28 protein-coding genes are annotated in these 26,891 nt (G+C 75.8%); 27 read left to right on the top strand and 1 reads right to left on the bottom strand.

Annotation, left to right across the window (positions count from 1 at the left end; translation table 11 throughout):
• Positions 1–166 precede the first annotated feature (166 nt).
• The 18 genes from ACGF5G_RS14395 (at position 167) to ACGF5G_RS14310 (ending at position 17,810) form a co-directional block, all read left to right on the top strand.
• On the top strand, positions 167–1,579 hold the full coding sequence (locus tag ACGF5G_RS14395; protein ID WP_350709390.1) for a putative peptidoglycan glycosyltransferase FtsW: 1,413 nt from the start codon (positions 167–169) through the stop codon (positions 1,577–1,579).
• Positions 1,579–2,685: an undecaprenyldiphospho-muramoylpentapeptide beta-N-acetylglucosaminyltransferase gene (gene murG, locus ACGF5G_RS14390; RefSeq protein ID WP_393262749.1), complete on the top strand. Its 1,107-nt coding sequence runs from the start codon at positions 1,579–1,581 to the stop codon at positions 2,683–2,685. The genes ACGF5G_RS14395 and murG overlap by 1 nt, the downstream gene beginning before the upstream one ends.
• 55 nt (positions 2,686–2,740) lie before the next feature.
• Positions 2,741–4,285: a UDP-N-acetylmuramate--L-alanine ligase gene (gene murC, locus ACGF5G_RS14385; RefSeq protein ID WP_393262748.1), complete on the top strand. Its 1,545-nt coding sequence runs from the start codon at positions 2,741–2,743 to the stop codon at positions 4,283–4,285.
• Positions 4,282–5,097, top strand: a complete 816-nt coding sequence (locus ACGF5G_RS14380; protein WP_357456600.1) for an FtsQ-type POTRA domain-containing protein — start codon at positions 4,282–4,284, stop codon at positions 5,095–5,097. The genes murC and ACGF5G_RS14380 overlap by 4 nt, the downstream gene beginning before the upstream one ends.
• Positions 5,098–5,349: 252 nt before the next feature.
• Positions 5,350–6,465 carry a cell division protein FtsZ gene (gene ftsZ / locus ACGF5G_RS14375; protein ID WP_350686241.1) on the top strand — a complete coding sequence of 372 codons (1,116 nt, stop codon included), beginning with the start codon at positions 5,350–5,352 and terminating at the stop codon, positions 6,463–6,465.
• 9 nt (positions 6,466–6,474) lie between these two features.
• Positions 6,475–7,221 (top strand): YggS family pyridoxal phosphate-dependent enzyme, encoded by a 747-nt coding sequence (locus ACGF5G_RS14370; protein WP_393262746.1) that lies wholly within the window; start codon positions 6,475–6,477, stop codon positions 7,219–7,221.
• 196 nt (positions 7,222–7,417) lie between these two features.
• Positions 7,418–8,113, top strand: a complete 696-nt coding sequence (locus ACGF5G_RS14365; RefSeq protein WP_393262744.1) for a cell division protein SepF — start codon at positions 7,418–7,420, stop codon at positions 8,111–8,113.
• Positions 8,114–8,143: 30 nt separating this feature from the next.
• A complete protein-coding gene (locus ACGF5G_RS14360; RefSeq protein ID WP_393262742.1) occupies positions 8,144–8,449 on the top strand; it encodes a YggT family protein in 306 nt (101 codons plus the stop codon).
• Between the two features lie 44 nt (positions 8,450–8,493).
• Positions 8,494–9,294 (top strand): DivIVA domain-containing protein, encoded by an 801-nt coding sequence (locus ACGF5G_RS14355; RefSeq protein WP_393262741.1) that lies wholly within the window; start codon positions 8,494–8,496, stop codon positions 9,292–9,294.
• A gap of 75 nt (positions 9,295–9,369) precedes the next feature.
• Complete coding sequence (locus ACGF5G_RS14350; protein ID WP_393262739.1) at positions 9,370–9,987, top strand: hypothetical protein; 618 nt, start codon at positions 9,370–9,372, stop codon at positions 9,985–9,987.
• Between the two features lie 14 nt (positions 9,988–10,001).
• Entirely contained in the window at positions 10,002–10,301 is a 300-nt protein-coding gene (locus ACGF5G_RS14345) for a DUF167 domain-containing protein (RefSeq protein ID WP_350709352.1), read from the top strand.
• A 22-nt stretch (positions 10,302–10,323) separates the two neighbouring features.
• The gene (locus tag ACGF5G_RS14340; RefSeq protein WP_393262737.1) at positions 10,324–11,823 is read left to right on the top strand and encodes a potassium/proton antiporter; all 1,500 of its coding nucleotides are present in this window, start codon (positions 10,324–10,326) and stop codon (positions 11,821–11,823) included.
• Positions 11,824–12,044: 221 nt separating this feature from the next.
• Positions 12,045–12,464, top strand: coding sequence for a TraR/DksA C4-type zinc finger protein (locus ACGF5G_RS14335; protein ID WP_088992775.1), 420 nt, complete (start codon positions 12,045–12,047; stop codon positions 12,462–12,464).
• 66 nt (positions 12,465–12,530) lie between these two features.
• Complete coding sequence (gene lspA, locus ACGF5G_RS14330; RefSeq protein WP_393262734.1) at positions 12,531–13,139, top strand: signal peptidase II; 609 nt, start codon at positions 12,531–12,533, stop codon at positions 13,137–13,139.
• A complete protein-coding gene (locus tag ACGF5G_RS14325; protein ID WP_357456620.1) occupies positions 13,136–14,080 on the top strand; it encodes an RluA family pseudouridine synthase in 945 nt (314 codons plus the stop codon). Before lspA ends, ACGF5G_RS14325 begins: the two co-directional genes overlap by 4 nt.
• A gap of 45 nt (positions 14,081–14,125) precedes the next feature.
• Positions 14,126–15,139, top strand: a complete 1,014-nt coding sequence (locus ACGF5G_RS14320; protein WP_393262731.1) for a hypothetical protein — start codon at positions 14,126–14,128, stop codon at positions 15,137–15,139.
• A gap of 77 nt (positions 15,140–15,216) precedes the next feature.
• A complete protein-coding gene (locus ACGF5G_RS14315; RefSeq protein WP_393262729.1) occupies positions 15,217–16,824 on the top strand; it encodes an AAA family ATPase in 1,608 nt (535 codons plus the stop codon).
• 56 nt (positions 16,825–16,880) lie between these two features.
• Positions 16,881–17,810, top strand: coding sequence for a DUF2567 domain-containing protein (locus ACGF5G_RS14310; protein WP_393262726.1), 930 nt, complete (start codon positions 16,881–16,883; stop codon positions 17,808–17,810).
• On the opposite strand, the gene ACGF5G_RS14305 is transcribed toward ACGF5G_RS14310, so the two are convergent.
• Positions 17,725–18,429, bottom strand: a complete 705-nt coding sequence (locus tag ACGF5G_RS14305) for an LON peptidase substrate-binding domain-containing protein (RefSeq protein ID WP_393262723.1) — start codon at positions 18,427–18,429, stop codon at positions 17,725–17,727. The genes ACGF5G_RS14310 and ACGF5G_RS14305 overlap by 86 nt on opposite strands.
• A 106-nt stretch (positions 18,430–18,535) precedes the next feature.
• On the opposite strand from ACGF5G_RS14305, the gene hisD reads away from it, so the two are divergent.
• The 9 genes from hisD to ACGF5G_RS14260 all read left to right on the top strand — a co-directional run bounded on the left by hisD (position 18,536) and on the right by ACGF5G_RS14260 (position 26,883).
• Positions 18,536–19,858: a histidinol dehydrogenase gene (gene hisD, locus ACGF5G_RS14300; RefSeq protein ID WP_393262721.1), complete on the top strand. Its 1,323-nt coding sequence runs from the start codon at positions 18,536–18,538 to the stop codon at positions 19,856–19,858.
• Positions 19,855–20,925: a histidinol-phosphate transaminase gene (locus ACGF5G_RS14295; RefSeq protein ID WP_393262718.1), complete on the top strand. Its 1,071-nt coding sequence runs from the start codon at positions 19,855–19,857 to the stop codon at positions 20,923–20,925. The genes hisD and ACGF5G_RS14295 overlap by 4 nt, the downstream gene beginning before the upstream one ends.
• 55 nt (positions 20,926–20,980) lie before the next feature.
• Positions 20,981–21,592, top strand: a complete 612-nt coding sequence (hisB, locus tag ACGF5G_RS14290; RefSeq protein WP_088999256.1) for an imidazoleglycerol-phosphate dehydratase HisB — start codon at positions 20,981–20,983, stop codon at positions 21,590–21,592.
• A gap of 58 nt (positions 21,593–21,650) precedes the next feature.
• On the top strand, positions 21,651–21,824 hold the full coding sequence (locus ACGF5G_RS14285; RefSeq protein WP_350709335.1) for a hypothetical protein: 174 nt from the start codon (positions 21,651–21,653) through the stop codon (positions 21,822–21,824).
• A gap of 100 nt (positions 21,825–21,924) precedes the next feature.
• A complete protein-coding gene (gene hisH / locus ACGF5G_RS14280) occupies positions 21,925–22,557 on the top strand; it encodes an imidazole glycerol phosphate synthase subunit HisH (protein ID WP_357456637.1) in 633 nt (210 codons plus the stop codon).
• Between the two features lie 36 nt (positions 22,558–22,593).
• Complete coding sequence (locus ACGF5G_RS14275; RefSeq protein ID WP_357693329.1) at positions 22,594–22,917, top strand: hypothetical protein; 324 nt, start codon at positions 22,594–22,596, stop codon at positions 22,915–22,917.
• Between the two features lie 16 nt (positions 22,918–22,933).
• A complete protein-coding gene (gene priA, locus ACGF5G_RS14270; RefSeq protein WP_350709329.1) occupies positions 22,934–23,659 on the top strand; it encodes a bifunctional 1-(5-phosphoribosyl)-5-((5-phosphoribosylamino)methylideneamino)imidazole-4-carboxamide isomerase/phosphoribosylanthranilate isomerase PriA in 726 nt (241 codons plus the stop codon).
• A complete protein-coding gene (locus ACGF5G_RS14265; protein ID WP_357693332.1) occupies positions 23,656–24,045 on the top strand; it encodes a RidA family protein in 390 nt (129 codons plus the stop codon). Before priA ends, ACGF5G_RS14265 begins: the two co-directional genes overlap by 4 nt.
• A 90-nt stretch (positions 24,046–24,135) precedes the next feature.
• Positions 24,136–26,883, top strand: coding sequence for an AAA family ATPase (locus ACGF5G_RS14260; protein WP_393262714.1), 2,748 nt, complete (start codon positions 24,136–24,138; stop codon positions 26,881–26,883).
• Positions 26,884–26,891: the final 8 nt, after the last annotated feature.

Genomic DNA, 26,891 nt, shown 5'->3' with positions numbered 1-26,891 from the left:
CGCGATGATGGTCTGCGTGGGGGAGGGCAGAGGCATCGAGGGCACGACAGAGACGACGCCCCGGCGGTCACCCGGAGCCACCCGTACGCGCGACGCGCCCGCCGCGACGCGTGGGCCGGACGAGGCCGGCGGCCGGGCGCTGCGCGGGGTGGACGCCGCGGGCGGGCTGGCCGCGCTGCGCGGCTTGCTGGACCGCCCGCTGGCCTCCTACTACCTGCTGCTGTCCAGCGCCGGGCTGCTGCTGCTGATCGGCCTGACGATGGTCTTCTCCGCGACCAGCGTCCGCGAGTACGCCCAGGGCGGCAACGCCTTCGCCGCGCTCACCAAGCAGGCGATCTTCGCGGTGATCGGCATCGTCGCCTTCTGGGCCTGCCAGCGGCTGCCGGCGAAGACCTACCGGGTGCTCGGCCGGCCGCTGCTGTTCACCGCCGTCGGCCTGCTGCTGGTGCTCAACCTGCTGCTCGCGTACGCGCGGCTGACCGGCCAGGACTCCGCCCGGATCGGCCCGATCGAGGCCCGGCTGCTGTGGCTCTTCGTCGGCGGCATCCAGGTGCAGCCCTCGGAGCTGGCGAAGTTCGCCCTGGTGCTCTGGGGGGCCCACGTGATCGCCCGCAAGGGCGCCGCGCTGGGCTGGTGGCGCGAGCTGGCCACCCCGCTCTTCCCGGTCGTCGGCCTGCTCTTCGTCCTGGTCGGCTACAACGACCTCGGCACGATGCTCTGCCTGCTCGCCGTGGTGGTGGGGCTGCTCTGGGCGGCCGGGGTGCGGATGCGGGTCTTCGGCACACTGTCCGTGCTCGGGCTGCTCGGCGTCGGCCTGCTGATCGCCGTCGCCTCCCTGGGCGCCGGCTCCGGCGAGCGGGGCGAGGAGAACTACCGCTTCGCCCGGCTGATGTCGTTCTTCAACCCGCCCTCCCCGGACGACTGCAAGCTCGAGGGCTGCTACCAGATCTACCAGGGGCGGCTGGCCATTGAGCACGGCGGCTGGTTCGGCGTGGGGCTTGGCAAGTCCAGCCTCAAGTTCGGCTGGCTGCCGGAGGCGCACAACGACTTCATCTTCGCGATCATCGCCGAGGAACTGGGCGTGATCGGCTGCGTCGTGGTACTCAGCCTGTTCGCCGTGCTGGCCTACACCGGGCTGCGCATCGCCCGGCGCGTCGAGGACCCGTTCCGCCGGCTCGCCGCCGCCGCGGCGACCACCTGGCTGGTCAGCCAGGCAGTGATCAACATCGGCGGGGTGGTCGGGCTGCTGCCGATCACCGGCCTGCCGCTGCCGTTCATCTCCGACGGCGGAAGCGCCCTGGTCGTGACGCTCGCCGCGATCGGGATGCTCGCCTCCTTCGCCCGCGCCGAACCCGACGCCGCCAGAGCGCTGCATGCCCGTCCGCCGGCCCGATGGGTCCGACTACTCTGGGCCCCGTTGCCGCCGCTTCCCGGGCGGCGACGCCGCCCGGCGTCGCCCCCGGCTGCCCGAGGGTCCGTGCCCCGGTCGCGGGAGCGGCGGCCCGACGACCAGGCCGCACCGCGCGGCGTCCGGCTCGCCCGGACCCGGCGCGGGTCGGCGGACGAGAGGAGACGTTGATGGGTCCGCTGCGTTCGGTGGTGCTCGCGGGAGGTGGCACCGGGGGGCACATCTACCCGCTGCTCGCCTTCGCCGACTGCCTGCGCCGACACGACCCCGGCGTCCGGATCACCTGCCTGGGCACCCCGAAGGGCCTGGAGAACGAGCTGATCCCGCCGCAGGGCTACGACCTGCGGCAGATCCCGGCCTACCAGCTGCCCCGGTCGGTCAACATGAACCTGGTCAAGACCCCGGGCCGGATGTGGACCGCGGCCCGCGCCGCGGGCAAGGTGATCGACGAGGTGCGCGCCGACGTGGTGGTGGGCTTCGGCGGGTACGTCTCCGTGCCGGCCTACCTCGCGGCCTGGCGGCGCGAGCTGCCGATCGTCATCCACGAGGTGAACGTGCCGCCGGGCGTGGCCAACCGGCTCGGCATGAGGTTCACCAAGCACGTCGCCGTCGGCTTCCCGCACCAGCCCGCCCAGGCCGAGGCGCTGCGCGACGCCCGAGTCGTCGGCGTGCCGCTGCGCCGGGGCATCGCCGGCCTGGACCGGGTCGCCATGCGCAACGCGGCGCGGGCCCACTTCGGGCTCCGTCCCGACCTGCCGGTGCTCTTCGTCGCCGGCGGCTCGCAGGGCGCCCGCTCGATCAACCTCGCGGTCGCCGGGGCGGCCAAGGAACTCGCCCGCAACGGGGTGCAGGTGCTGCACGTGATCGGCGCCCGCAACGAGCCGGTGCCGGTCCCCACCGACCTGCCGGTCCCGTACGTGACGCTGCCGTACCTGTCCGAGATGGAGGCCGGCTACGCCGCCGCCGACCTGATGCTGGGCCGGGGCGGGGCGATGACCTGCGCCGAGGTGGCCGCGATCGGGCTGCCCACCATCTACGTGCCCTACCCGCACAGCAACCAGGAGCAGAAGCGCAACGCGCTGCCCGTGGTGGAGGCCGGCGGCGGGCTGCTCGTCGACGACGCCGAGCTGACCCCCGACTGGGTCGAGCGGACCGTCATCCCGCTGATCCGCGACCCGCACCGGCTCGCCGCCATGGGCGCCGCCGCGGCCGCGTACGGGCGCCGCGACGGCGACGAGGCGCTGCTCAACTTCGTCTACGAGGCGGTGGCCCGATGAGGGCGCGGCCCGTCCGCCCCGAGGCCCGCGCCGCCGCGACCGGAAGGTTCTCGTCATGAACACCGCACAGTTCACCCCGGCCGGCACGCTCACCGCGGAGGACCTGGGCACGATCCACCTGATCGGGGTGGGCGGGGTCGGCATGAGCGGCCTGGCCCGGCTCTTCCTCACCCGGGGCATCCGGGTCTCCGGCAGCGAGCTGCGGGAGTGGCCCTCCCTGGCCGGCATGCGCGCTCTCGGCGCGACCATCCACATGAGCCACGAGGCGTCCAACCTCGACGGCGTCGACACGGTCGTCTACTCCTCGGCGATCCCGCAGGACCACCTCGAGATGGTGGAGGCGCGCCGGCGCGGCCTGCGCGTGCTGCACCGCTCCGAGGCCCTGGCCGCCGCGATGACCGGCCGCCGGACGGTGGCGGTCGCCGGCACGCACGGCAAGACCACCACCACCTCGATGGTCACGATGGTGCTCCAGCAGGCCGGGCAGGACCCGTCCTTCGTGATCGGCGGGGAGATCTCCGAGGTCGGCTCGGGCGCCCACCACGGCACGGGCGAGTACTTCGTGGTCGAGGCGGACGAGAGCGACCGCTCCTTCCTGATCTACCGCCCGTACGTGTCGATCATCACCAACGTCGAGGCCGACCACCTGAACACCTACGGCGACCTGGCCAACCTGGAGGCGGCCTTCGCCGAGTTCGCCCGGCTCACCGACCCGGACGGCTTCATCATCACCTGCGCCGACGACCCGGGCGGGCGGCGGCTGGCCGAGACGCTGCGCGCGGAGGGCCGGCGGGTGCACACGTACGGCGAGGCGGCCGACGCCGACCTGCGGCTGACCGGGATCGCCTCGTCGGCCCGGGGAGTCCGCTACCTGGCGCAGATCGACGGCCGGTCGCTGGGCGAGTTCCGGCTGCCGGTGCCGGGGCGGCACATGGGGCTCAACAGCGCCTCGGCGGTGCTGGCCGCGTACCTGCTGGGGCTGCCGCTGGAGTCGGCCGAGGCCGCGCTCGCGGCGTTCCCCGGCGTGCGGCGGCGCTTCGAGCGTAAGGGCGTCGCGGACGACGTGCTGGTCTACGACGAGTACGCCTACCACCCGACCTCGATGACGCTGGCGCTGCAGACGTTGCGCGAGGTGGCCGGGGACGGCCGACTGATCGTGGTGTTCCAGCCCTACCGGCTCTACCGCACCCGCGACCTCCAGACGGAGATCGCCGAGGCGCTGGCCATCGCCGACGAGTTGGTGCTGCTGGAGGTCTTCGGCCCGGGCGAGCTGCGCCAGCCGGGGGAGGGCTCGGCGGCGCTGGTCGAGGCCGTGCCGCTGCCGGCGGAGCGGAAGGTCTTCGTGGACTCGTGGGAGGCGGCGCCGGCCGAGGTGGCCCGGCGGGCCCGCCCCGGCGACGTCGTGGTGACCATGGGCGCCCCGCCGATCTCGCTGATGGGGGACCAGCTGCTGGACGCGCTGTCAGCGCGTGCCGCCGATCCGGCGGCGCCGGCGGGCACGACGCCCGGCGGCGAGGCCGGCGGGGCGACGACCATCGGCGGCACCGTTCCCGGCGTCGGCGGCGCGGTCCCGGACGGCGCGGCACCCGCGGCCGGATGAGCCCCGGTCCGGCGCGCGGGCGCACCACCGGCGCGGACGGCGGTGGCCGGCGCGGACCGGTGCGCCGGTGGCAGCTGGTCCGGGCGGGCAGCGACGCGGTCCCCGCCTCGACCCGGCGGTTCATGGCCCGCGCCCGGCAGCGCCGGATGCGGGCCGCGCTGCCGTGGGCGATCGCGGCCGGCGTGCTCGGCCTGGCCGGGCTGGTCGCCTGGGCGCTGCTCGGCACCGGCCTGTTCGGGGTGCGCGAGGTCCGCGTCGAGGGCGCGGAGCTGGTCAGCGCGGTGCAGGTGCGCGACGCGGCGGCGGTGCCCGACGGGGCCCCGCTGGCCGGGGCGGACCTGGCCGCCATCGCGCGGCGGGTCGGGGGACTGCCGGCGGTGGAGCGGGCGGTCGTCACCCGGGACTGGCCGGACGCGCTGGTGGTCCGGGTGACCGAGCGCACGGGCGTGGCGGCGGTGCCGCGCGGCGAACAGTTCGTGGTGATCGACGGGGCGGGCGTGGTGTTCCGGACCCTGCCCCGGCAGCCGGACGGCCTGCCGGTGGTCCGGCTCGCCGAGCCGGGGCCGGACGACGGGGCGACCCGGGCCGCCCTGGAGGTGCTCGCCGTGCTCACCCCGGAGCTGCGGGCCGGGCTGGTGGACGTGACCGTCGAGGGGCTGGCCCGGATCAAGCTCCGGCTGCGCGACGACCGGGTGGTGGTCTGGGGGGACGCGACCCGGGGCGCGGACAAGGCGCGGGTCGCCACCGCCCTGCTCGACCGCGAGGCCGACACCATCGACGTGAGCGCCCCGGACGTGGTGACCCTGCGGTGACCGGCAGCTCGGTCCCGCCGGGCGACGTGACCCGTCCCGCTCCCACGGCGACACGCCGAGCGGGTCCTTGGCTCACGGCGTGGGTGCGCTTACGTTGCCCCGAAGGGGATCAGTGGTTGACATAACTGTAAGCCTCTAGTAGAGGGTGAGGGTTTAATCCTGATCCTCGCTGGTGACAGCTGTCGTCGACCGCTGGTCTGGCCAAGCCGTACCCGGTCGGCCCATGCCAATCTCGAAGGGAAAGGACCGGAGATGACACCTCCGCACAACTACCTGGCGGTCATCAAGGTCGTCGGCATCGGTGGCGGCGGCGTCAACGCCGTCAACCGGATGATCGAGGTTGGGCTCAAGGGCGTCGAGTTCATCGCGATCAACACCGACGCGCAGGCGCTGCTGATGAGCGACGCCGACGTCAAGCTCGACGTCGGCCGCGAGCTGACCCGTGGGCTCGGCGCGGGCGCCAACCCCGACGTCGGCAAGAACGCCGCCGAGGACCACCGCGACGAGATCGAGGAGGTGCTCAAGGGCGCCGACATGGTCTTCGTGACCTGCGGCGAGGGCGGCGGCACCGGCACCGGCGGGGCGCCCGTGGTGGCGAACATCGCGCGCAAGCTCGGCGCGCTGACCATCGGCGTGGTGACCCGGCCGTTCTCCTTCGAGGGCAAGCGCCGCCAGGTGCAGGCCGAGTCCGGGATAGACGAGCTGCGCAACCAGTGCGACACGCTGATCGTCATCCCCAACGACCGGCTGCTGGCGCTCGGCGACCGCAACATCAGCATGATGGACGCGTTCCGCACCGCCGACCAGGTGCTCCTCTCCGGTGTCCAGGGCATCACCGACCTGATCACCACGCCGGGCCTGATCAACCTGGACTTCGCCGACGTCAAGAGCGTGATGAGCGGCGCGGGCAGCGCGCTGATGGGCATCGGCAGCGCCCGCGGCGAGAACCGCGCCGTCGAGGCGGCCGAGGCGGCCATCTCCAGCCCGCTGCTGGAGCAGAGCATGGACGGCGCCCGCGGCGTGCTGCTCTCCATCGCCGGCGGGTCGGACCTGGGCCTGTTCGAGATCAACGACGCGGCCCAGCTCGTCACCGACGCGGCCCACCCGGACGCCAACATCATCTTCGGTGCGGTCATCGACGACGCCCTCGGCGACGAGGTGCGGGTCACCGTCATCGCGGCGGGCTTCGACGGCGGCGCGCCGGCGTACAAGGCCGCCGAGTCGGGCCGCAAGCCCAACCAGAACCAACCCACCCAGCCCAGCACGCCGGTCACGCCCCCGCCGACCATGCCCGCGCCGACCCAGTCGCCGCGCCGGGTGCTCTTCGACGACGTGGACGTGCCCGACTTCCTCAAGAACGGTTCCTGAGCCCCGCCGATGACCGACAGCCCAGCCACGGTGCGCCCGGACCGGCGCGCCGAACTCGCGGCCGGCCTGGCCGACGTACGATCCCGGATCGCGCAGGCGTGCGCCGACGCGGGACGCGACACCTCCGAGGTCACGATGATCGCGGTGACCAAGACCTACCCGGCCGGGGACGTGGTGGCCCTGGCCGGGCTCGGCGTCACCGACGTCGGGGAGAACCGGGACCAGGAGGCGTCCGCCAAGGCGGCCGAGGTGGCCGCGGCCGGGGTGACGCCCCGGTGGCACTTCATCGGGCAGTTGCAGCGCAACAAGGCCCGGTCGGTGGTCCGCTACGCCGACGTGGTCCACTCCGTCGACAGCGTCCGGCTGGCGCGGGCGCTGGACGCGGCCTCGGCGGCGGGCCGGGAGCGGCCGCTGGACGTGCTGGTCCAGGTCAGCATCGACGGGGCCACCGGCCGGGGCGGGGCGCTGCCCGACTCGGCCGACCCGGACGCCGGGCTCGGCCCGGTGGCCGAGGCGGTGGCCGGCGCGGACGGTCTGCGGCTGACCGGCCTGATGGCGGTGGCGCCGCTGGGCTGGGAGCCGGAGCGGGCGTTCGCCCGGCTGGCCGAGGTGGCCGCCGGGTTCCGGACGCTCCATCCGGGAGCCGCCGCCCTCTCCGCCGGCATGAGCGGGGACCTGGAGACAGCGATCCGGTACGGCGCGACACATGTCCGCGTGGGCAGCGCGTTGCTCGGAATGCGTCCCACGCTGCGGTAGCCTGACCGCGAGAGAAGCAAATTACATGCGTGTTGTTTTGAAGGGGCGGCGTCCCGTTGTCGGGGGTCGTGGCGTGCGACGCGAATCGCGCGCCAGGGGATTGCCGGTCCGGTCCGGTGGGCAGAAAGTGTTCCACTCGCGACAAGGCGACACGGCACGGGGGCGCGTGCCGCACGGCGGACGGGAAGGGCGCGGGATGGGTGCACTGCGCAAGGCGGGGGTCTGGCTCGGTCTGGTCGAAGAGGACGACGAGCGGGCCTATGACGACGGTGGCTACGAAAAGGGTGGCTACCGCGATTCGCGCTACCGGCAGAGCCGGTACTCGGAGGAGTTCGCCGACGACGAGGAGGACGACGCCGAGGAGCCGCCGGCGCCCCGGTCCCGCCTCGGCGACCGCGGCCGGCTCTCCGAGCGGGTCGCCTCCCGGGCGGCCGAGGCCGAGCGAGCCGACGGCGACCGCCCGGAGCGGGCCGAGCGGTCCAGCGTCCGCTCCATCACCCGGTCGACCGCCGGCGAGACCTCCGGCGCGCTGACCTACCACACCCGCGACAACCTGGCCCTGGCGCCGCAGGCGCAGCCGCGTGAGCGGGCGGTCGTCGCCGAGGAGGAGCAGCGCTACCAGATCACCACGCTGCACCCCACCACCTACCGCGAGGCGCGGACCATCGGCGAACACTTCCGCGACGGCGTCCCGGTGATCATCAACCTCACCGAGATGGACGAGGCGGACGCGCGTCGACTTGTCGACTTCGCCGCCGGGCTCGCGTTCGGCCTGCGCGGTACGATCGAGCGCGTGACCAATCGGGTGTTCCTGCTCTCACCGGCCAACGTCCAGGTCACCGCGGAGGACAAGGCCAAGATCGCCGAGGGCGGCTTCTTCAGCCTGAGCTAGCCCCGCCCGACCCGAGGGACGTCGCCTGTCGTGTTGTCGATCGTGCTGCAAGTGCTGTATCTGGTGCTCTACATCTTCCTCATCACCCTGCTCGCCCGGTTCGTCCTGAGCGCCGTCCTGCAGTACGGTCGGCGCTGGCAGCCGGGCCGCGGGGCATCGGTGGGTCTGGAAATCGTGTGGAGCGTCACTGATCCCCCCCTCAACGCGTTGAGGCGTGTGATCCCTCCGTTGCGAATTGGTACCGTGAGCATCGACCTGGCCTCACTTGTGCTCCTGGTTATCCTGTTCGTGCTGATGGAGTTCGTGTTGAGGCGGTCGATCATGAGCCTTGTCTGATGACCGACGCGCTTTCGCGGCCGCAACTGACCCGAGGAGTTTCGATGCCGCTGACCCCGGCCGACGTCCACAACGTCGCCTTCAAAAAGCCGCCGATCGGCAAGCGGGGGTATGACGAGGAGGAGGTCGACGCTTTCCTGGACGAGGTCGAGCGCGAGCTTGCCCGTCTCATCGAGGAGAACAACGAGCTGCGTGCCCAGGTGGAGCGCGGCGGCCGTGGCGGCGCCCCCGCCGGCCCCGGCGGCGACGCCCGTCTCGCGGCGGAGCTCAACGACGTCAAGGCCCAGCTCGACCGGGTGCAGCGCGACAAGGCGGCGGCCGAGCAGGCCGCCCGGGCGATGCAGGCGGAGCTGGAGCAGGTCCGTACGGCCGGTGGGCCGGCGGTGACCGGTGACGGCGAGCAGCAGGCGCTGCGGGTGCTGATGATGGCCCAGCGGACGGCCGACGACCACGTCTCGGACGCCCGTCGCGAGGCCGACCAGCTGCTCTCCGAGGCCCGTTCCAAGGCCGAGGAGGTCACCCGCGAGGCCCGTTCCAAGGCCGACGCCCTCGAGCGCGACGCCCGCCAGCGGCACCAGGAGGCCATGGGCGGCCTGGACGCCAAGCGCACCGCGCTGCAGAAGCACATCGAGGAGCTCAAGCAGTTCGAGCGCGAGTACCGCACCCGCCTGAAGGCCTACCTGGAGAGCCAGCTGCGCGACCTGGACGGCCGCGGCCAGGGCCTGGAGGCCGAGATGACCCGTGGCGAGGGCACCCGGGCCGCCGGCGGCAACGGTCTCGCCGCAGCCGGTCTCGCCGGCTCCTACGGCGGCGGTCGTTCCGGCGCCCTCGAATCCGGTCGCTGATCACCGGTCGGCGGCCGTCGTCACCGCGACGGTCGCCGACCTCGCCTCATCGGCACGACCCGGCGGGGGTGAGCCGTGATAGTCGCGAGTCTCCTGCTCATCCTCGTCGCGGTGGTGCTGCTGGTGGCCGGCCTGGCCGGTGGCTCCAGCGTCCTTCTCGTCGTCTCCATCGCGGCCAGCCTGCTGGCCGCCGTCGCGCTGGTCGTGGGCGCCCGCCAGGCGGCCGGCGACCGGCTGGCGGCGGAGCGGCCGTCGCGCACTGACCGGCGGTCGCGCACGGCGACCCGGCGGGCCGACGCGGCCCTCGCGTACGGGCCGCCCGTGGAGCCGGAGATCCCCGTCCAGCACGTCCCTCCGACGGTCGACGCCGGCGGCACCGGGTGGCGGCAACCGCCCGAGCCACCGGTGGCCGACGTCGGCTCCCGGGGCGCCGCGCCTGGCGGGGTCGGGGCGTACGACGACGAGCCGGCGGCGCAGGACGTCACACCGGCCGACGCCGCCCGGGTGGCCCGCCTCGATGCCGAGGTCCGGGTGGTCGACGGGCGTCCGCGCTACCACCTCACCGGGTGCGCCCACCTCGTGGGCCGCGAGCACGAGTCGCTGCCGGTCGGCGAGGCCGTCGAGCTCGGCTTCACCCCGTGTGCCGACTGCGCGCCGGACACCGCCCTGCTCGCCGACGCCGGCCGGCTCTGAGCGGCCCGGCTCCGGTGGACGACACGCTGACCGTGGCGGTCCGGGTGAAGCCCGGCTCCGCCCGCGCCCGCGTCGGCGGCCGCTTCGACGGCCCGCACGGGCCCGCGCTGGTGGTCGCCGTCAACGCGCCGGCCGTGGACGGCCGGGCCACCGAGGCGGCCCGGCGGGCGCTGGCCGGGGCGCTGGGCGTCCGACCGGCTGCGGTGTCCCTGCGGGCGGGCGCGGCCAGCCGCGACAAGCTCTTCCTGGTCGAGGGTCCCGCACCGGAGCTGACCGAGGCGCTGCGCCGGCTGCGCGACGGGGCCGCCGGGTGACGTACGCCCGGGTCGGGCACCCGTGACGCCGGGGCTGGATCTCGCGCTGCTGCTCGGCGCGGCGGTGCTGCTGGTGGCGGTCGGGGCGGTGCGGCTGTCCACCCGGCTCGGGGTGCCGAGCCTCCTGGTCTACCTGGCCCTCGGCGTCGCCATCGGCGAGGCCGGGCTGGGCATCCGCTTCGACGACGCCGAGCTGACCCGGACCCTCGGCTTCTGCGCGCTCATCGTGATCATCGCCGAGGGCGGGCTGACCGCGCGGTGGAGCACGCTGCGCCCGGTGCTCGGGCTCGCCGCCCTGCTCTCCACCGTCGGCGTACTGGTCAGCATCCTGGTCGTCGGCCTCGCCGTGCACCTGCTGCTCGGGCTGGACTGGCGGTTGGCGCTGCTCTACGGGGCGGTGCTCTCCTCCACCGACGCGGCCGCGGTCTTCGCCACGCTGCGCCGACTGCGCCTGCCGCCCCGCCTGGTGGCGACCCTCGAGGCCGAGTCGGGGATGAACGACGCCCCGGTCGTGCTGCTGGTGGTGCTGCTGTCCCGGGAGGGGATCACCCATCCGTGGTGGTACGAGACCGCCCTGGTGAGCTACGAGCTGGGCGTCGGCGCGGCTGTCGGTTTCGCGGCCGGCGTCGGCGGGCGGTGGGCGCTGCGGCACGCCGCCCTGCCGTCGGCGGGGCTCTACCCGATCGCGGCGGTCGGGCTGACCGTGTTCGCCTACGCCGCCGGCGCGGTGCTGCACGCCTCGGGCTTTCTCGCCGTCTACGTGGCGGGGGTGATCCTCGGCAACGCCCGGCTGCCGCACCGGCAGGCCATCCTCGGTTTCGCCGACGGGCTGGCCTGGCTGGCGCAGATCGGGCTGTTCGTGCTGCTCGGGTTGCTCGTCACGCCGAGCCGGCTGGGCTCGGCGGTGCTGCCGGCGGTGGTCGCCGGGCTGGCGCTGGTGCTGCTCGCCCGGCCGCTGTCGGTGGCGGCGTCCGCGCTGCCGTTCCGGTTCGGCCTGCGCGAGCAGGCGTTCCTGTCCTGGGCGGGGCTGCGCGGCGCGGTGCCGATCGTGCTCGCCACCATTCCGCTGTCGGAGCGGGTGCCCGGCGCCGACCGGCTCTTCGACTCGGTCTTCGTGCTGGTGGTGATCTTCACGCTGCTGCAGACCGGGACCCTCGCCCCGGTGGCCCGCCGGCTGCGGGTGACCGCCCCGGCCGAGGCGGCGGAGATCCGGGTGGAGACCGCCCCGCTGGAACGGATGCGCGCCGACCTGCTCCAGGTGGAGGTGCCGTCGGGTTCCCGGCTGGCCGGGGTGCACGTCGACGAGCTGCGGCTGCCGCTGGGCGCCTCGGTGACGCTGGTGCTGCGGGACGGCGCGGGTGTCGTGCCGGGCCCGGACTTCCGGCTGAAGACCGGCGACAGCCTGCTGATCGTGGCGACCGCCGGGGTGCGGGACGAGGCGGAGCGCCGGCTGCGGGCGGTCAGCCGGAGGGGCCGGCTGGCCCGCTGGTTTGGCGAGTACGGCGAGGATCGCGACGGTTGATCTGCTAGCGTTCCTTTTGCCCCGATAAGGTGCGACTCGGGGTCGAGCGGCGGTGCGTCGGAGCGGCACGTTGTCGGACGCCTGTACGTTCCGTATTCTTGCGAATCTCCGGAGTGCGCGGCCACGTCGCCGCGCGCCCCTTTTGTACTGGGGGCGCCGATGTCGGCGGCCCCTGTCCAGGCGCCGCGGTCCGCCGCGGTTCCGCGGCCGAGGGAGCGACGATGGCGAAGCCAGCCGAGACCAGGACCGCCGGCCGCAAGCCGGTGGCGAAGGCCACCCGCAGCGCGGCGGAGACCGAGAAGATCCGGGCGGCCCTGGCGGCGCGGCGTGACGAGTTGCGTGCCGAGTACGATCAGACGCTGAGCGAGATCACCGAGCTGCAGCGCGACCGGCTGACCGACTCGGCCGGGGACGACCAGGCCGACACCGGGACGAAGACGTTCGAACGCGAGCAGGAGATCTCACTCGCCAACAGCATCCTGGAACGGATCACGCAGGTCGAGCGGGCGTTGGAGCGGCTCGACGAGGGTGGCTACGGCTGGTGCGAGCGGTGCGGCAACCCGATCCCGGTGGAGCGGCTCGCCGCGTTCCCGTCGGCCACCCTCTGCGTGACGTGCAAGCAGCTGGAGGAGCGGCGCTGAGGCCCGCTCCCCGGCGGCCATGGGAGGCGGCGCGCGAGCGCCGCCGCGAGCGTCGATGGGGAGCAGATGTCCGAAGCACCGCCCGCCGGGTCCGGCAGCGCTGAGCCGGGAGGCGGCACGCCCCGCCGCCGGGCCGTCACCATCCTGCTCGGCGTCGCGCTGACCGCCCTCCTGGCCGACCTGGTCACCAAGCACCTCGCCCTGCTCACCCTGTCCGACCGCGAGCCGGTCAAGCTGCTCGGCGGCGCGGTCTACCTCACCCTGACCCGCAACAGCGGCGCGGCCTGGAGCATCGGCGCGGACCACACGTGGGTCTTCCCGCTGATCACCCTCGGCGTGGTCGGCTGGATCCTCTGGATGGCCCTGCGGCTGCGCTCGCTGCCCTGGGCGATCTCGCTCGGCCTGGTGCTCGGCGGGGCGCTGGGCAACCTCACCGACCGGATCTTCCGCGCCCCGGGCTGGTTCGTCGGGCACGTGGTGGACATGGTCAGCCTCTTCGACCCGTACGGCCGGGTCTGGCCGGTGTTCAACCTGGCCGACAGCGCCCTGGTCTGCGGCGTGGTGCTCGCCGTCGTGCTGGAGCTGACCGGCCGCCAGCGCGACGGCAGCAGGGTCGGCAAGGACGGAGCCACCGAGGCGACGCCGGCCGACGCGGGACAGCGGGAGCGGGCATGACCTCCGCCTTCGCCGCCGGCGGCGACCACCGCTCCCTGCCCCTGCCCGACGGTCTCGACGGCACCCGGCTCGACCAGGCGGTGTCGCGGCTCTTCGGGCTCTCCCGCACCGCCGCCGCGGCCCTGGTCGACGCCGGCGACGCGCTGGTCGACGGGGTGGTCCGGGCCAACTCGTACAAGGTCAGGGCCGGCTCCTGGCTGGAGGTGACCCTGCCCGCCCCGGCCGCCCCGCCCACCGTGGTGCCGCAGGCGGTCCCCGGGCTGCGGGTCGTGCACGCCGACGACGACATCGTGGTGGTGGACAAGCCGGTCGGCGTCGCCGCGCACCCGAGCCCCGGCTGGACCGGCCCCACGGTGATCGGCGCGCTGGCCGCGATCGGGCACCGCATCTCCACCAGCGGCGCCGCCGAGCGGCAGGGCGTGGTGCACCGGCTCGACGTGGGCACCACGGGGATCATGGTGGTGGCCAAGAGCGAGCAGGCGTACACCGCGCTGAAGCGGGCGTTCAAGTACCGCGAGGTCGAGAAGCGCTACCACGCCGTGGTGCAGGGGCACCTCGACCCGCTGCGGGGCACCATCGACGCCCCGATCGACCGGCACCCCACCCACGACTACCGCTGGGCGGTGGTCTCCGGCGGCAAGCCGAGCATCACCCACTACGACACGGTGGAGGCGTTCCCGGCGGCGAGCCTGGTCGACGTCCGGCTGGAGACCGGCCGCACCCACCAGATCCGGGTGCACTTCTCCACCCTGCGGCACCCGTGCGTGGGCGACCTCACCTACGGGGCGGACCCCACCCTCTCCGCCCGGTTGGGTCTGGCCCGGCAGTGGCTGCACGCCCGCTCGTTGAGCTTCCTGCACCCCCGCACGGGGGACGAGGTGCGCTTCGTCAGCGACTACCCTGACGACCTGGGCCGGGCGCTCGAGATCCTCCGCGACTGAGCGTCGCCCCACCGCCAGACGATCCGACGAGGGGGATCCGCACCCGTGCGCGCCGGCGACCCGCTGCGGCGATGGGACCAGCCACCGCTGTCCCGGCTGGCCGGCGCCGTGACCCGGCCCGGCGACGGCCCGGCCCGGCCGCGGGTGCTCACCGTGATCGCGCTGCTCTCCTGCGCCGCCGTGCTGCTCGCCGCCGGGTGGGCCGGCGACGACCGCCCGACCGGTGACCGCACCGGCGGCGAGGTGACCCGGGTCGGGGTGGCCCACGGCGACTCGATCCCCGGCTACGTCCGCGCCGCCGCCGCCGACCTGGCCGCGCTGCCGCCCGCCGCCCCGGCGGCCGGCGACGGGACGTACGCCCTGGTCTCCCTCTCGTCCTACCTGACCCCGCAGGGGGCGGCGGCGGTCCTCGGCGACGTGCCGGTCGCCGCCGTCCTCGGGCGGGTGCCGCTCGCCGACCGGCAGACCGAGATCGTCCGCATCCCCGCGCAGCGGGTGCCCGACGACGTGGTCGCCGGGATGGTCGACGTCGCCGCCCGCAAGGAGCGGGAGGCCGCCGACTACCGCGCCCGGTCCGGCGCGCTGACCGACGGCGGGCAGGCAGAGCGCGAGCTGCGGCAGGTGTACGACAGCGGCGCCGAGGTGTCGGCGGCGGAGGCGGCCGCGTACCGCTCCGGCTGCGCCTGCCTCTACGCCGCGGTGGTCCGCGCCGAGCCGGTGGCCCTGCGCCGCCTGGCCGCCCGGCCCGGGGTGCGGGCGGTCGACCCGGCGCCCGAGGTCACCCGGCTCGACCGGACCGTCTTCACGCCGCCGCTGCCCGAGCAACGAGAGGTCGCGCACCCGCCGGCCGACGCCGGCCTCGTCGCGCGAGCTGCCACGGGGAAAGGCGACCGGGGCACGCCCCCGACCCCGCCGGTGGGCGAAACGTCGGAACCCGCACCCGAGGTGACGGATTCGTCACCGGTCCGGACCGGCCCGGCATCCGGCGGAATCCCACCGCCGACCCCGCCCACCTCGGCAGACGCCGCCGCCGGCGGCACCGGGGCACCGGCCGGGTGACGGTGGGCAGGACCGAAGGTGCGCGGACGGGTGTGGTCCGAATAGGGTTTCGTTCGTAGCCTGTCAGGCGGACGTCGATGGTGCTGGGAGGGCGAGCCGTGGAGGGCAGCGAGACCGGCTGGGCACGGCCGGCCGAACCAGCACCGCGGTGGCGGGCGCTGCTCGACCGGGCCCGGCACGGCGGTCGACCGGCCGAGCCGGCCGAGACCGACCGGCGCGAGGCGCCGCCGGCCCCGCCCGAGCCGCTGCCGCGCCGGTCGTCGGGGAACGGCTACGCCGCGCGGGTGCCGGCCATCGGGCGGGCCCCCGAGCCGCCGCACGGCGCGGAGCCCGGCCCGCCGGGGTACGGCACGGAGTACGGCCACCCGGCCGACGCCGGATACGGCCGCCCGGCCGACGCGGGGTACGGCCACTCGGCCGACGCCGGGTACGGCCACTCGGCCGACGCGGGGTATGGCCGCCCCGCCGAGGCGGGGTACGGCCACTCGGCCGACGCGGGGTACCGGGCCGAGGCCACCTACCGGGTCGAGCCGGCCTACCGGGTAGACCCGGCCGAGCCGGCCTACCGGGTGGACCCGGGCTATCCGGCCGAGCCGGACCACCGCGAGCCGCCGGCCCACCGGCCCGAGCCCTCCCACGTCGTGCCGACGCAGCGGCGCGGGCACGAGCCGGTCGAGTCGCGCTACGCGCTGCTGGACAACGGCTACCGGCACGAACCGCCCCCGGCCGAGTCCCGGTACGCCCCCCTGCTCGACGGCGGCTACCGCCCCGAGCCCACCTACCAGCCGCCGCCCCCGGCAGCGCCGCCCGCCCCGCCCCCGGTCGCCGAGCGGGGCTACCCGGCCCGCGTCGAGTGGCGCCCGCGCGGGGCGGAGAGCGAGCTGGAGCGCGCCGCCGGGGTGCTCCGCCGGGACCTGGGCACCCCGCGGGTGCTCGCGTTCGCCAACCCCAAGGGCGGCGTGCACAAGACCACCGCCACCGTGCTGGCCGCGGCGACCGTCGGCAGCGTACGCGGCCGGGGCGTGCTGGCCTGGGACGACAACGAGCTGCGCGGCACCCTCGGGCTGCGCGCCGGCAGCGCCCGGCACGCCCGCACCATCCGGCACCTGGTCGGCGACCTCGCGCACATCGAGATCAAGGAGGGCGCGGAGCTGCTGGCGCACCTGGACGACTACCTGCGGCACGCCTCCGACGGCTCGTACGACGTGCTGGCCGGCGAGGAGAGCCCCCGGTTCGCCCAGCGGCTCGACCAGTTCACCGTCCGGCGGGTGCTGGAGCTGCTGCGGCGCACCCACGACGTGATCTGCGTGGACACCGGCAACAACGTGGAGAGCGCCAACTGGCGTACGGTCATGCAGGCGGCCGACCAACTCGTGGTGACCACGGTGCCGCGCGAGGACGCCGCGTTCAGCGCCGACTGGATGCTGGACCTGCTGCACGAGGTGGGCATGGGCGAGCTGGCCGACAACGCGGTCACCCTGATCTCCTGCCCCACGCCGGGCCGCTCCCCGTTGCAGGACGACCTGGAGCGCCACTTCGCCACCCGCACCCGCGCCGTCGCCGTCGTGCCGTACGACCCGGCGCTGGAGACCGGCTCCTCGATCGAGTACCAGCAGCTCCAGCAGGAGACCCGGCAGGCGTGGCTGAAGGCCGCCGCGGTGATGCTGGAACCGTTCGCCCGGTGAGCGGGTGTGCCGCCACCGGCCACCCGCGCCGCAGCCCGGCCTGAGAGGATCACGGGGTGAGCGCGGACACCCCCGAACCCGACCGGCCCGGCCGCCGGCCCGACGAGCCGGGCGCCCCGGCACCGGCAGCCCCGGCGGAGCGCGCCGCCCCGGCCGGGGATGCCCCCGCCGGCCCGTACGGCGCCCGGGAGGTCGACCAGCAGGTCGCGTGGGAGGCCGGCCCGTACGCCCCGCCGACGGCGGGCGCCGTGAGCCCGTACGACGGCCCCGGCGCGTTTCCCTACGGCGACCCGGGCGCCGCCTACGGAGTCGGCCAACCGGTCCCGCCCGCCGAGCCCGAACTGCCGCGTCGCCGGGCGGTGCGGCTCGCGGCGGGCGCGGGGCTCGCGCTGACCGTCCTGGGGGTGCCGCTCGGGCTGCTCTGGGCCGCGCTCGCCCCGGACACCCCGGTGCTCAAGGTCCCCGACGGCGCGATCTACGCCGAGCCGCAGCCGGAGCAGCCGGTCGCCGCCGACGGCTGGTTCAGCCTGCTCGGGCTGGGCTTCGGGGTGCTCGCCGCGCTCGCGCTGTGGTTCGTGCTGCGCCGCGTGCGGGGGCCCGTCGGCCTGCTCGCCGCCGTGCTCGGCGCGTTCGGCGCGGCGCTGGTCGCCTGGCAGGTGGGCCGGCGGATCGGGCTGGCCGGCTACCAGCGGCTGCTGGAGACCGCCCCGGACGGCCGGGCCTTCAGCAAGCCGGCGGACCTGCGAGCCGGCGGGATCGACCTGATCTTCGGCGTGCTGCCGGTGCCGCACGGCAACCTGCTGCTGCCCGCCTTCGGCGCGGCCGTGACGTACACCCTGCTGGCGGGCTGGTCCCGCTGGCCGTCGCTGCGCCCGGAGCCCGAGCCCGGCGCGCCCGGGGTCAGTTGGGAGTCGGCGGGGAGGCCAGCTCCGCCAGCGGCACCGGAACCGCCCGCACCTGGCGCAGCAGCGCCGCCTCACGGTTGAGCAGCCGCAGCTCGGCGCGGAGCCGGGCGGCGGTGTCGTCGATGGCGAGCAGCCGCTGGCGGTCGGCCACCGTCAGCGCCGCCGTCGCGGCGACCAGGTGGGAGAGCACCGTCGGGTCCTCCGGCAACTGCTCGGACAGCTCCTCCGGGTCGGCCCGGATCAGCCCCAGGTACTGCCGGAAGACCGAGATCACCCGGGCGGCGAGCAGGTCGGCGACCTCGTCCGGCCCGTCCGGCTCCGGCAGCCACTGCACCTCCGCGGTGAGGTAGGGCGCGGCCTCGCGGTCGACGTCGGTGACGCGGAACCTGCGCCGGCCCACCGTGACGATGTCGAAGCCCCCGTCGGGGCGCTCGGTGACCTGCCGCAGCTCGGCCGTGCAGCCCACCTCGTGCAGGGTGACGTCGCCGCCGCCGGGCACCGGCCGGCCGTCCGGGGCGGTGGGGGCGACCTCCCAACCGGCCTGGATGGCCACCACGCCGAACTCGCGTGGGGCGCCCTCGGGGAGCCCGACCAGGTGCCGGACCAGGGCGCGGTAACGCTCCTCGAATATGTGCAGTGGCAGCACCAGACCGGGGAAGAGGACCGTCCCGAGCGGAAATACCGGCAGCCGCGCAGTCACGCGTCGAGGGTAGCCCGATCCCGGCGCGGCGGCGTGTCCCGGCTCACCGTCCCGGCGTACGGGCGGCAGCGGTCGGTGTCCGGGCCGGCCGCCTAGACTCGCAAGGGTGTTGAACCGGATCGACCTGCGCGGCGGCGTCCGCGACCCGCGCCGCCTGCTGCCCCGTGCCCAGCTCGACGTCTCCGTGGCCGTCGAGAGGATCCGCCCGCTCGTGGAGGCGGTCCGGGAGCATGGCTACCCGGCGATCCGGGAGGCCAGCGAGCGCTTCGACGGGGTCTCGCCCGAGGTGCTGCGGGTGCCCGTCGAGGCGATCGCCGAGGCGGAGGGGACCCTCGACCCCGGGGTGCGTGCCGCGCTCCTGGAGTCGATCACGCGGGCCCGCAAGGTGCACGCCGACCAGCGGCGCACCGACCACACCACCCAGGTGGTGCCGGGCGGCACGGTGACCGAGCGCTGGGTGCCGGTCGAACGGGTCGGCCTCTACGTCCCCGGCGGCCTGGCGATGTACCCGTCGACCGTGGTGATGAACGTGGTGCCGGCCCAGGCGGCCGGGGTCCGCTCCCTGGTCGTGGTCAGCCCGCCGCAGAAGGACAACGGCGGCCTGCCCGATCCCCGGGTGCTCGCCGCGTGCGCCCTGCTCGGCGTCGACGAGGTCTACGCCGTCGGCGGCGCCCAGGCCGTCGCGATGCTCGCGTACGGGGCGGCCGTCGACGCCGGGGGCAGCGCGCACTGCGACCCCGTCGACATGATCACCGGCCCGGGCAACATCTGGGTGACCGCCGCCAAGCGGCTGCTGCGCGGCGTCGTCGGCATCGACGCCGAGGCCGGCCCGACCGAGATCGCCATCCTGGCCGACGACACCGCCGACCCGGCGCACGTCGCGGCCGACCTGATCAGCCAGGCCGAGCACGACCCCCTCGCCGCCAGCGTGCTGGTCACCCCGTCGGTCGCGCTGGTCGACGCGGTCGAGCGGGAGCTGGCCCGGCAGGTGCCGGCCACCAAGCACGCCGAGCGGGTCACCACCGCGCTGACCGGCGAGCAGAGCGGCGTCGTCCTGGTCGACGACCTCGACGCCGGGCTGCGGGTGGTCGACGCGTACGCGGCCGAGCACCTGGAGATCCAGACTCGGGACGCCCGCGAGTGGGCGCTGCGCGTGCGCAACGCCGGGGCGATCTTCGTCGGCGCCTGGTCGCCGGTGTCGCTCGGCGACTACTGCGCCGGCTCCAACCACGTGCTGCCCACCGGCGGCTGCGCCCGGCACTCCTCCGGGCTCTCCGTGCAGTCCTTCCTGCGCGGCGTCCACCTCGTGGAGTATTCGCAGGAGGCGCTGCGCGAGGTGGCCCCGCACGTGGTCACCCTCGCCGGAGTGGAGGACCTGCCCGCGCACGGGCAGGCGGTCAGCGTGCGCTTCCCGGGGACGGCGTCGTGAGCGGGCTCGACGACCTGCCGATCCGGGACGACCTGCGCGGGCTCACGCCGTACGGGGCGCCGCAGCTCGACGTCGCGGTGCGGCTGAACACCAACGAGAACTCCTACCCGGTGCCCGAGCCGGTGGTGGACGCCATCGGCAAGGCCCTCGCGGCGGAGCTGCGCGACCTCAACCGCTACCCGGACCGCGACGCCGTGGCGCTGCGCGCCGACCTCGCCGGCTACCTGGGCCACGGGCTCACCGTCGAGCAGGTGTGGGCGGCCAACGGCTCCAACGAGATCCAGCAGCAGCTGCTCCAGGCGTTCGGCGGGCCGGGGCGCACCGCGCTCGGCTTCACCCCGGCGTACTCGATGCACCCGCTGCTGGCGCTCGGCACCGGCACGCGGTGGGTGCCGGCCCGGCGCGGCGTCGACTTCGGGCTGACCGCCGACGAGGCGGTCGCCCAGGTCCGCGCGCACGCCCCGGACGTGGTCTTCCTCTGCTCGCCGAACAACCCGACCGGCACGGCGCTCGACCCGGCCGTGGTCGCCGCCGTGCTGGACGTCGCGCCCGGCATGGTCGTCGTCGACGAGGCGTACGCCGAGTTCGCCCGCCCCGGCACGGTCAGCGCGCTGGCGGTGCTGCCCGGGCACCCGCGGCTGGTGGTGACCCGGACGATGAGCAAGGCGTTCGGGTTCGCCGGCGGCCGGCTGGGCTACCTGGCCGCCGACCCGGCGGTGGTGGCGGCGGTGCAGCTGGTCCGGCTGCCGTACCACCTCTCGGCGCTGACCCAGGCCGCGGCCCGGGCGGCGCTGGCACACCGCGACGCCCTGCTCGGCACGGTGGCCGCGATCATGCAGCAGCGCGACCGGATCGTGGCGGAGCTGCGCGGCCGGGGGCTGCGGGTCGCGGACAGCGACGCCAACTTCGTGCTGTTCGAGGTCGGGGGCGACCAGGCCGTCGCCTGGCGCACCCTGCTCGACGCCGGCGTGCTGGTCCGCGACGTCGGCCTGCCCGGCTGGCTGCGGGTCACCGCCGGCACCCCCGCCGAGACCGACGCCTTCCTCGCCGCCATGGAGAAGATCTAGTGGGAGCGCGAGGAACGAGCTCGCCAGCCCCGCAGTCGCGACCGAAAGGCAAGCAATGAGCCGGACCGCCCGGGTGGAGCGGATCACCAAGGAGACCAAGGTCCTCGTCGAGATCGACCTCGACGGCACCGGCCGGGCCGAGATCGGCACCGGGGTCGGCTTCTACGACCACATGCTGCACCAGATCGCCCGGCACGGCGGCTTCGACCTGACGGTGCGCACCGTCGGCGACCTGGAGATCGACGCCCACCACACGATGGAGGACACCGCGCTCGCCCTGGGCGCCGCGTTCGACCAGGCGCTGGGCGACAAGGCCGGCATCCGGCGGTACGGCTCCGCCACCGTCCCGATGGACGAGGTCCTCGTCCGGGCCGCGGTCGACCTCTCCGGCCGCCCGTACGTGGTGCACGACGAGCCGGCGCTCGCGCCGTACATCGGGCCGGTCTACCCGACCAGCATGACCCGGCACATCTGGGAGTCCTTCGGCCAGGCGGCCCGGATCACCCTGCACGTGGACGTGCTGCGAGCGGCCCGCCCCGGCGGGCACCCGGACGCCCACCACGTGGTGGAGGCGCAGTTCAAGGCCGTCTCGCGCGCGCTGCGCGAGGCCACCGCGATCGACCCGCGCGCCGCGGGCGCGATCCCCAGCACGAAGGGTGCTCTCTGATGGGCGCGAGGAGGGCGGCACGGCGGAGTCCCGCAGCCGCGGACGGAGGGCGGAGCTGATGGGCGGGGTCCTGCCGACGCTGCTGCTGATCCTGGCCGGTGTGCTGGTGGGCGGCACCTGGTCGCTGCACAAGCAGGGCGCACCACGTGGCGCGGTGGTCGTGACCGCGCTGCTCGCCGTGCTGGCCACGGCCGGCGGCGTGCTCTGGCTGCTGCCCGGGGACGGCTCGTGAGCCGGCGGCTCGGTGGCGGCATGAGCGAGCGTCAGCGAGCGAGTCATCAGTGCGGCGCCGTGGTGCCTCGTGCCGCCACCGAGCGAAGCGAGGTGGCGGCATGAGCAACGTGGTGGTGCTCGACTACGGGTCGGGCAACCTGCGCTCGGCGGAGCGGGCCCTGGCCCGCGCCGGCGCGGACGTGACGGTGACCGACGACCTGACCGCCGCCGCCGAGGCGGACGGCCTGGTGGTGCCGGGCGTGGGCGCGTTCGCCGCCTGCATGGCCGGCATCGAGGCGCTCGGCGCCGGGCCGGTGATCGCGGAGCGCGTCGCCGCCGGGCGTCCGGTGCTGGGCATCTGCGTCGGCATGCAGGTGCTCTTCGAGCACGGCGACGAGCACGGCGTGGTGACGAAGGGCCTCGGGCTGCTCCCCGGCGGGGTGACGAGGCTGGCCGCCGACCGCCTGCCGCACATGGGCTGGAACACGGTGTCGGCGCCGGCCGGGTCGGTGCTCTTCGCCGGGCTGCCCGCCGACAGCCGGTTCTACTTCGTGCACTCGTACGCCGTCGGCGACCCGGGGGCGCTGGCCGCCGCCGGCGCCACGGTCACCACCGCCCACCACGAGACGGACTTCGTGGCGGCCGTGGAGCGGGGTGCGCTGTGCGCGGCGCAGTTCCACCCGGAGAAGTCCGCCGACACCGGTGCCGCGCTGCTGGGCAACTGGCTCGCCACGCTGTCGACCGGTGACTGAGCGCCCGTCCGCCTCCGTCCGCCGGCGGGGCACGCCGTGAGCAAGGAGCGGGCCCGTCGCCGGGCGGCCCGGGAGGCCGAGGCGGCCCGGGAACGGGTCGTCCGGGAACGGCGGGCGGCCCGGCGGGAGCGCCGGCGGGCGCTGGTCCGCCGGATCACGCCCGCGCTGCGGCGGCGGCGTACCGGCCGGCTGCCCCGGCACAGCCGCGGCGAGCGGGCCGCGATCGTGCTGCTGACCCTGGCGGCGATGGTCCTGATCTGGTCGCTCGTGGACGACCTGGCGCTGCGGATCGCGCTGGTCGTGCTGTTGCTGCTCGTACTGCCGGCGATCGTGGTGATCGCCCTGGACCGTCGCACCTGACCCGAGGAGAAGAATCGTGAGCCTCACCCTGTTGCCCGCCGTGGACGTCGCCGACGGCCAGGCCGTCCGGCTCGTGCAGGGCGCCGCCGGCAGCGAGACGACGTACGGCGACCCACTGGAGGCCGCGCTGGCCTGGCAGCGGGACGGTGCCGAGTGGATCCACCTGGTCGATCTCGACGCGGCGTTCGGGCGGGGTTCCAACGCGCACCTGCTGGCCGAGGTGGTGCGCCAGCTCGACGTGAAGGTGGAGCTTTCCGGCGGCATCCGGGACGACGAGTCGTTGCAGGCCGCGCTCGGTACCGGCGCGGCCCGGGTGAACATCGGCACCGCGGCCCTGGAGGACCCGGTCTGGTGCGACCGGATCTGCGGCGAGTACGGCGACCGGGTGGCGATCGGGCTCGACGTGCGGGGCCGTACCCTCTCCGCCCGGGGCTGGACCCGCGACGGCGGCGACCTCTACGAGGTGCTGGAGCGGCTGGACAAGGCCGGCGCGGCGCGGTACGTGGTCACCGACATCACCAAGGACGGCACCATGCGCGGGCCGAACCTGGACCTGCTGCGCGAGGTCTGCGCGCGCACGGACGCCCCGGTGATCGCCTCCGGTGGCGTCTCCACCCTGGACGACCTGCGGGCGCTGGCCACCCTGGAGCCGATCGGCGTGGAGGGCGTGATCGCCGGCAAGGCGCTCTACGCGGGCGCGTTCACCGTCGCGCAGGCGTTGGACACCCTGGCCGCGGCGTGACCGCCACCCGGCTCGGCTCCGGCGGCCCCTGGGAGGCCGTGTACGGCTACTCCCGGGTGGTCCGGGCCGGCGACCTGGCCTGGACCGCCGGGTGCACCTCCACCGTGGACGGCGTGGTCACCCACGTCGGGGACGCGGCGGCGCAGACCGCGCAGGCCCTGCGGATCGCCCTGGACGCGCTCGCCGAGGTCGGCGCGGCGCCCGGCGACGTGGTCCGCACCCGGATGTACGTCACCGACCGCGCGTACGCCGACGAGGTGGGCCGAGCCCACAACGCGGTCTTCGGAGCGGTCCGCCCGGCCGCCACGATGGTGGTGGTCGCCGGCCTGCTGGATCCGGACCACCTCGTCGAGGTGGAGGTGGAGGCGTACCTCGGCGACCGCTGAGCGCCGCCGCGGCATCCCGCTCCGGACGGCCGGGCGCGACCCGCCGTCCGGTCCTCGACCGACCCGGCCCGCCGGTGCCAGACTGACCCGGTGAACGGGGCGGCCGTCGGTCGGGACGCGGTAATCGACCGCGCCTGGCGGGCCCTGGACGAGGGCCGGTCGGTGCTGGTGGAGGGCCCCGCCGGGATCGGCAAGACGGTCGTGCACCGGGCGCTGCTGGCCGCGGCCGGCCGGGCCGGCTGGCTGGTGCTGGCCTGCGCGCCGACGGAGACGGAGGCGGCGCTGCCGTTCGCGGCGCTCGCCGACCTGCTGGCCCCGCTCGCCGCCCGGGTGCCCGAGCTGCCCGCGCCGCAGCGCGCGGCGCTGGGCGGGGTGCTGCTCGCCGGCGACGAGGTGGCGCAGCCGGTCGACGAGCGGACGGTGGGCGCGGCCACCCGGTCGCTGCTGGACGCCGCCGCCGACCCGGCCGCGCCCCGGCTGCTGCTGGCCGTCGACGACGCCCCGTGGCTCGACCCGCCGAGCGAGCGCGCGCTGCGGTTCGCGGTGCGCCGGCTGGTGCCCCGGGTCGCCGTCCTGGTCACCGCCCGCGCCGCACCCGCCGGGACGGAGCCGGCCCCGCTCGGGCTCGACCGCGGCGCCGGACTCGACCGGGTGGCCCTCGGCCCGCTCGGCGTGGGGGCGCTGCACCACGTGCTGCGCACCGAGACCGGGACGGCGCTGCCCCGGCCCCTGCTGGTGCGGATCGCCGAGACGGCCGGGGGTAATCCGCTGCTCGCCATCGAGTTGGCCCGGGCGGTCCTCCGGATGCCGCAGCTGCCGGCGCCCGGTGCCGACCTGCCGGCCGCGCCGTCGCTGCGGCAGCTCGTCGCCGAGCGGGTGGCCGCCCTGCCGCCGGACACCCGGCACGCGATCCGGCTGGTCGCCCTCTCCGGCCTGCCCACCGTGGCGGGGCTGGCCCGGGCCGGGGTCCCGCCGGCCGCCCTCGACCCGGCCGAGGAGGCCGGCCTGGTCGCGGTGCGCGGGGAGGAGGTCGTGTTCACCCACCCCGTCTACGCGGCCGCCGTCCGCGACGACGTGCCGCCGGGGGTGCGCCGCCGGTCGCACCGGCTGCTGGCCGACACCGCGACCGACCCGGACGAGCGGGCCCGGCAGCTGGCCCGGTGCGTCGCCGGCCCCGACCCGGCGGCGGCGGCCGAGATCGCGGCGGCCGCCGCGCGCCAGCGCAGCCGGGGGGCGCCGGAGACGGCGGCCGGGCTGTACGACAGCGCGGCCCGGCTCGCCCCGCCGGGCGCGCCCGGCGGGCACACGCGGTGGCGACTGGCCGCCGCGGAGTGCCGGTTCGACAGCGGCGACTACCCGGCCGCGAAGGCGGCTGCCGACCGCGCGGCCGAGGAGCTGACCGGGCCGGCGCGCGCCGAGGCGCTGCTGCTGCGGGCGGTCGTCGCGTGGAGTTCCGACGAGCCGCCGGAGGTGGTTCGGGCGGCGGCCGACCGGGCGCTCGACGCCGCCCCGGCCGGCTCGTCGCTGGCGGGGCGGATCCACGCGCATCTCAGCCTGTTCCGGGACGCGCCGGACCCGGCCCGGCGGCACGCGGAGGCGGCGGTCGCCCTGCTGGCCGACCGCCCGGCCGACCGCCCGGTGCACGCCGCGGCGCTGCTGCTGCTCTTCTTCAACGAGGTGCGCGCCGGGCTGCCGGCCCGCGTCGACCTGCTGGACCGGGGGCTGGCGCTGGAGGGGGAGGAACCGTCCTGGCTGGCGGGCATCGTGCCGGCTGCCTGGTGGAAGGCGGTGGACGAGCACGGGCGGGCCCGCGACCGGCTGCACCGGATGCTGGCGCGGGCCGCCGCCCGCGGCGACGAGCCCTCCCAGCACGAGCTCCTCTGCCACCTGGGGGAGACCGAGCTGCTCGCCGGGCGGTATCCGGCCGCCGCGGCGCACATCGCCGCCGCCCGCGAACTGGGCGAGCAGTACGGCGGCGACTCGGCCGGCGAACGCTGGCTGGACGGGCTGCTCCGCGCGTACCGGGGCGAGCTGGCCGAGGCCGCCCGCGTCGCCGAGGACGGGCTGCGCCGGGCCGCAGAGCTGGACGACCGTTGGCGGCGGCGGATCTACGCCCAGCTGGCCGGCTTCGCCGCGCTGACCGGTGGCCGGCTGCCGGCGGCCGCCCGGCACTACGGCGAGCTGGCCGCGACCGTCGACGAACTGGGCCTGGTCGAGCCGATCGCCCAGCGCTTCGAGCCGGACTGGCTGGAGGCCTGCGTCGGCGCGGGTGACCTGGCCACCGCCGAGGCGGTGCTGGACCGGCTGGCCGCCCGGCACCGGCGGCTGCCGCGGCCGTGGACCAGGCTGGGCCTGGCCCGTAGTCGGGCCCTGCTCGCCGGCGCGCGGGGCCGGGACCCGTCGGACGCCCTGGCGGAGCTGGCCGCCGCCCGGGCCGCGGTGCCCGCCGACGTGCTGCCCCTGGACCGGGCCCGTTGCCTGCTGGTGGCCGGGGTCGCGTACCGGCGGGTGCGGCGCCGCCGCGAGGCGCGGGAGGCGCTGGTCGCGGCGGCTGCCGAGTTCGAGGCCCTCGGGGCGGTCGCCCTGGCGGCCCGGGCCCGCGCGGAGGCGGGCCGCACCGGGGGCCGCCCGCCCGCGCCCCGCCAGCTCACCGGCACGGAACGCGAGGTGGCCCGGCTCGCTGCCGCCGGCCGCACCAACCGCGTCATCGCCGACACGCTGTTCATCAGCCCGAAGACGGTCGAGGCCAACCTCGCGCGGATCTATCGCAAGCTCGGGGTCGCCAGCCGTGCCGAACTCGGTGCCGCGATGGCCCGCGCGGCCGACGGCGAAGGGTAGGGAAACAC

It is taken from the genome of Micromonospora sp. NPDC047730 (assembly GCF_043204765.1).
GTDB lineage: Bacteria > Actinomycetota > Actinomycetes > Mycobacteriales > Micromonosporaceae > Micromonospora.
The sequence above is the reverse complement of the archived record's forward strand: the minus strand, read 5'-3'. Positions and strand labels throughout refer to the sequence as shown.

Coding starts and splice junctions, on each gene's coding strand:
- murG (WP_393262749.1), top strand. CDS start 1,579: ATGGGTCCGCTGCGTTCGGTGGTGCTCGCGGGAGGTGGCACCGGGGGG.
- murC (WP_393262748.1), top strand. CDS start 2,741: ATGAACACCGCACAGTTCACCCCGGCCGGCACGCTCACCGCGGAGGAC.
- ACGF5G_RS14380 (WP_357456600.1), top strand. CDS start 4,282: ATGAGCCCCGGTCCGGCGCGCGGGCGCACCACCGGCGCGGACGGCGGT.
- ftsZ (WP_350686241.1), top strand. CDS start 5,350: ATGACACCTCCGCACAACTACCTGGCGGTCATCAAGGTCGTCGGCATC.
- ACGF5G_RS14370 (WP_393262746.1), top strand. CDS start 6,475: ATGACCGACAGCCCAGCCACGGTGCGCCCGGACCGGCGCGCCGAACTC.
- ACGF5G_RS14365 (WP_393262744.1), top strand. CDS start 7,418: ATGGGTGCACTGCGCAAGGCGGGGGTCTGGCTCGGTCTGGTCGAAGAG.
- ACGF5G_RS14355 (WP_393262741.1), top strand. CDS start 8,494: ATGCCGCTGACCCCGGCCGACGTCCACAACGTCGCCTTCAAAAAGCCG.
- ACGF5G_RS14335 (WP_088992775.1), top strand. CDS start 12,045: ATGGCGAAGCCAGCCGAGACCAGGACCGCCGGCCGCAAGCCGGTGGCG.
- lspA (WP_393262734.1), top strand. CDS start 12,531: ATGTCCGAAGCACCGCCCGCCGGGTCCGGCAGCGCTGAGCCGGGAGGC.
- ACGF5G_RS14325 (WP_357456620.1), top strand. CDS start 13,136: ATGACCTCCGCCTTCGCCGCCGGCGGCGACCACCGCTCCCTGCCCCTG.
- ACGF5G_RS14315 (WP_393262729.1), top strand. CDS start 15,217: ATGGTGCTGGGAGGGCGAGCCGTGGAGGGCAGCGAGACCGGCTGGGCA.
- hisB (WP_088999256.1), top strand. CDS start 20,981: ATGAGCCGGACCGCCCGGGTGGAGCGGATCACCAAGGAGACCAAGGTC.
- ACGF5G_RS14285 (WP_350709335.1), top strand. CDS start 21,651: ATGGGCGGGGTCCTGCCGACGCTGCTGCTGATCCTGGCCGGTGTGCTG.
- hisH (WP_357456637.1), top strand. CDS start 21,925: ATGAGCAACGTGGTGGTGCTCGACTACGGGTCGGGCAACCTGCGCTCG.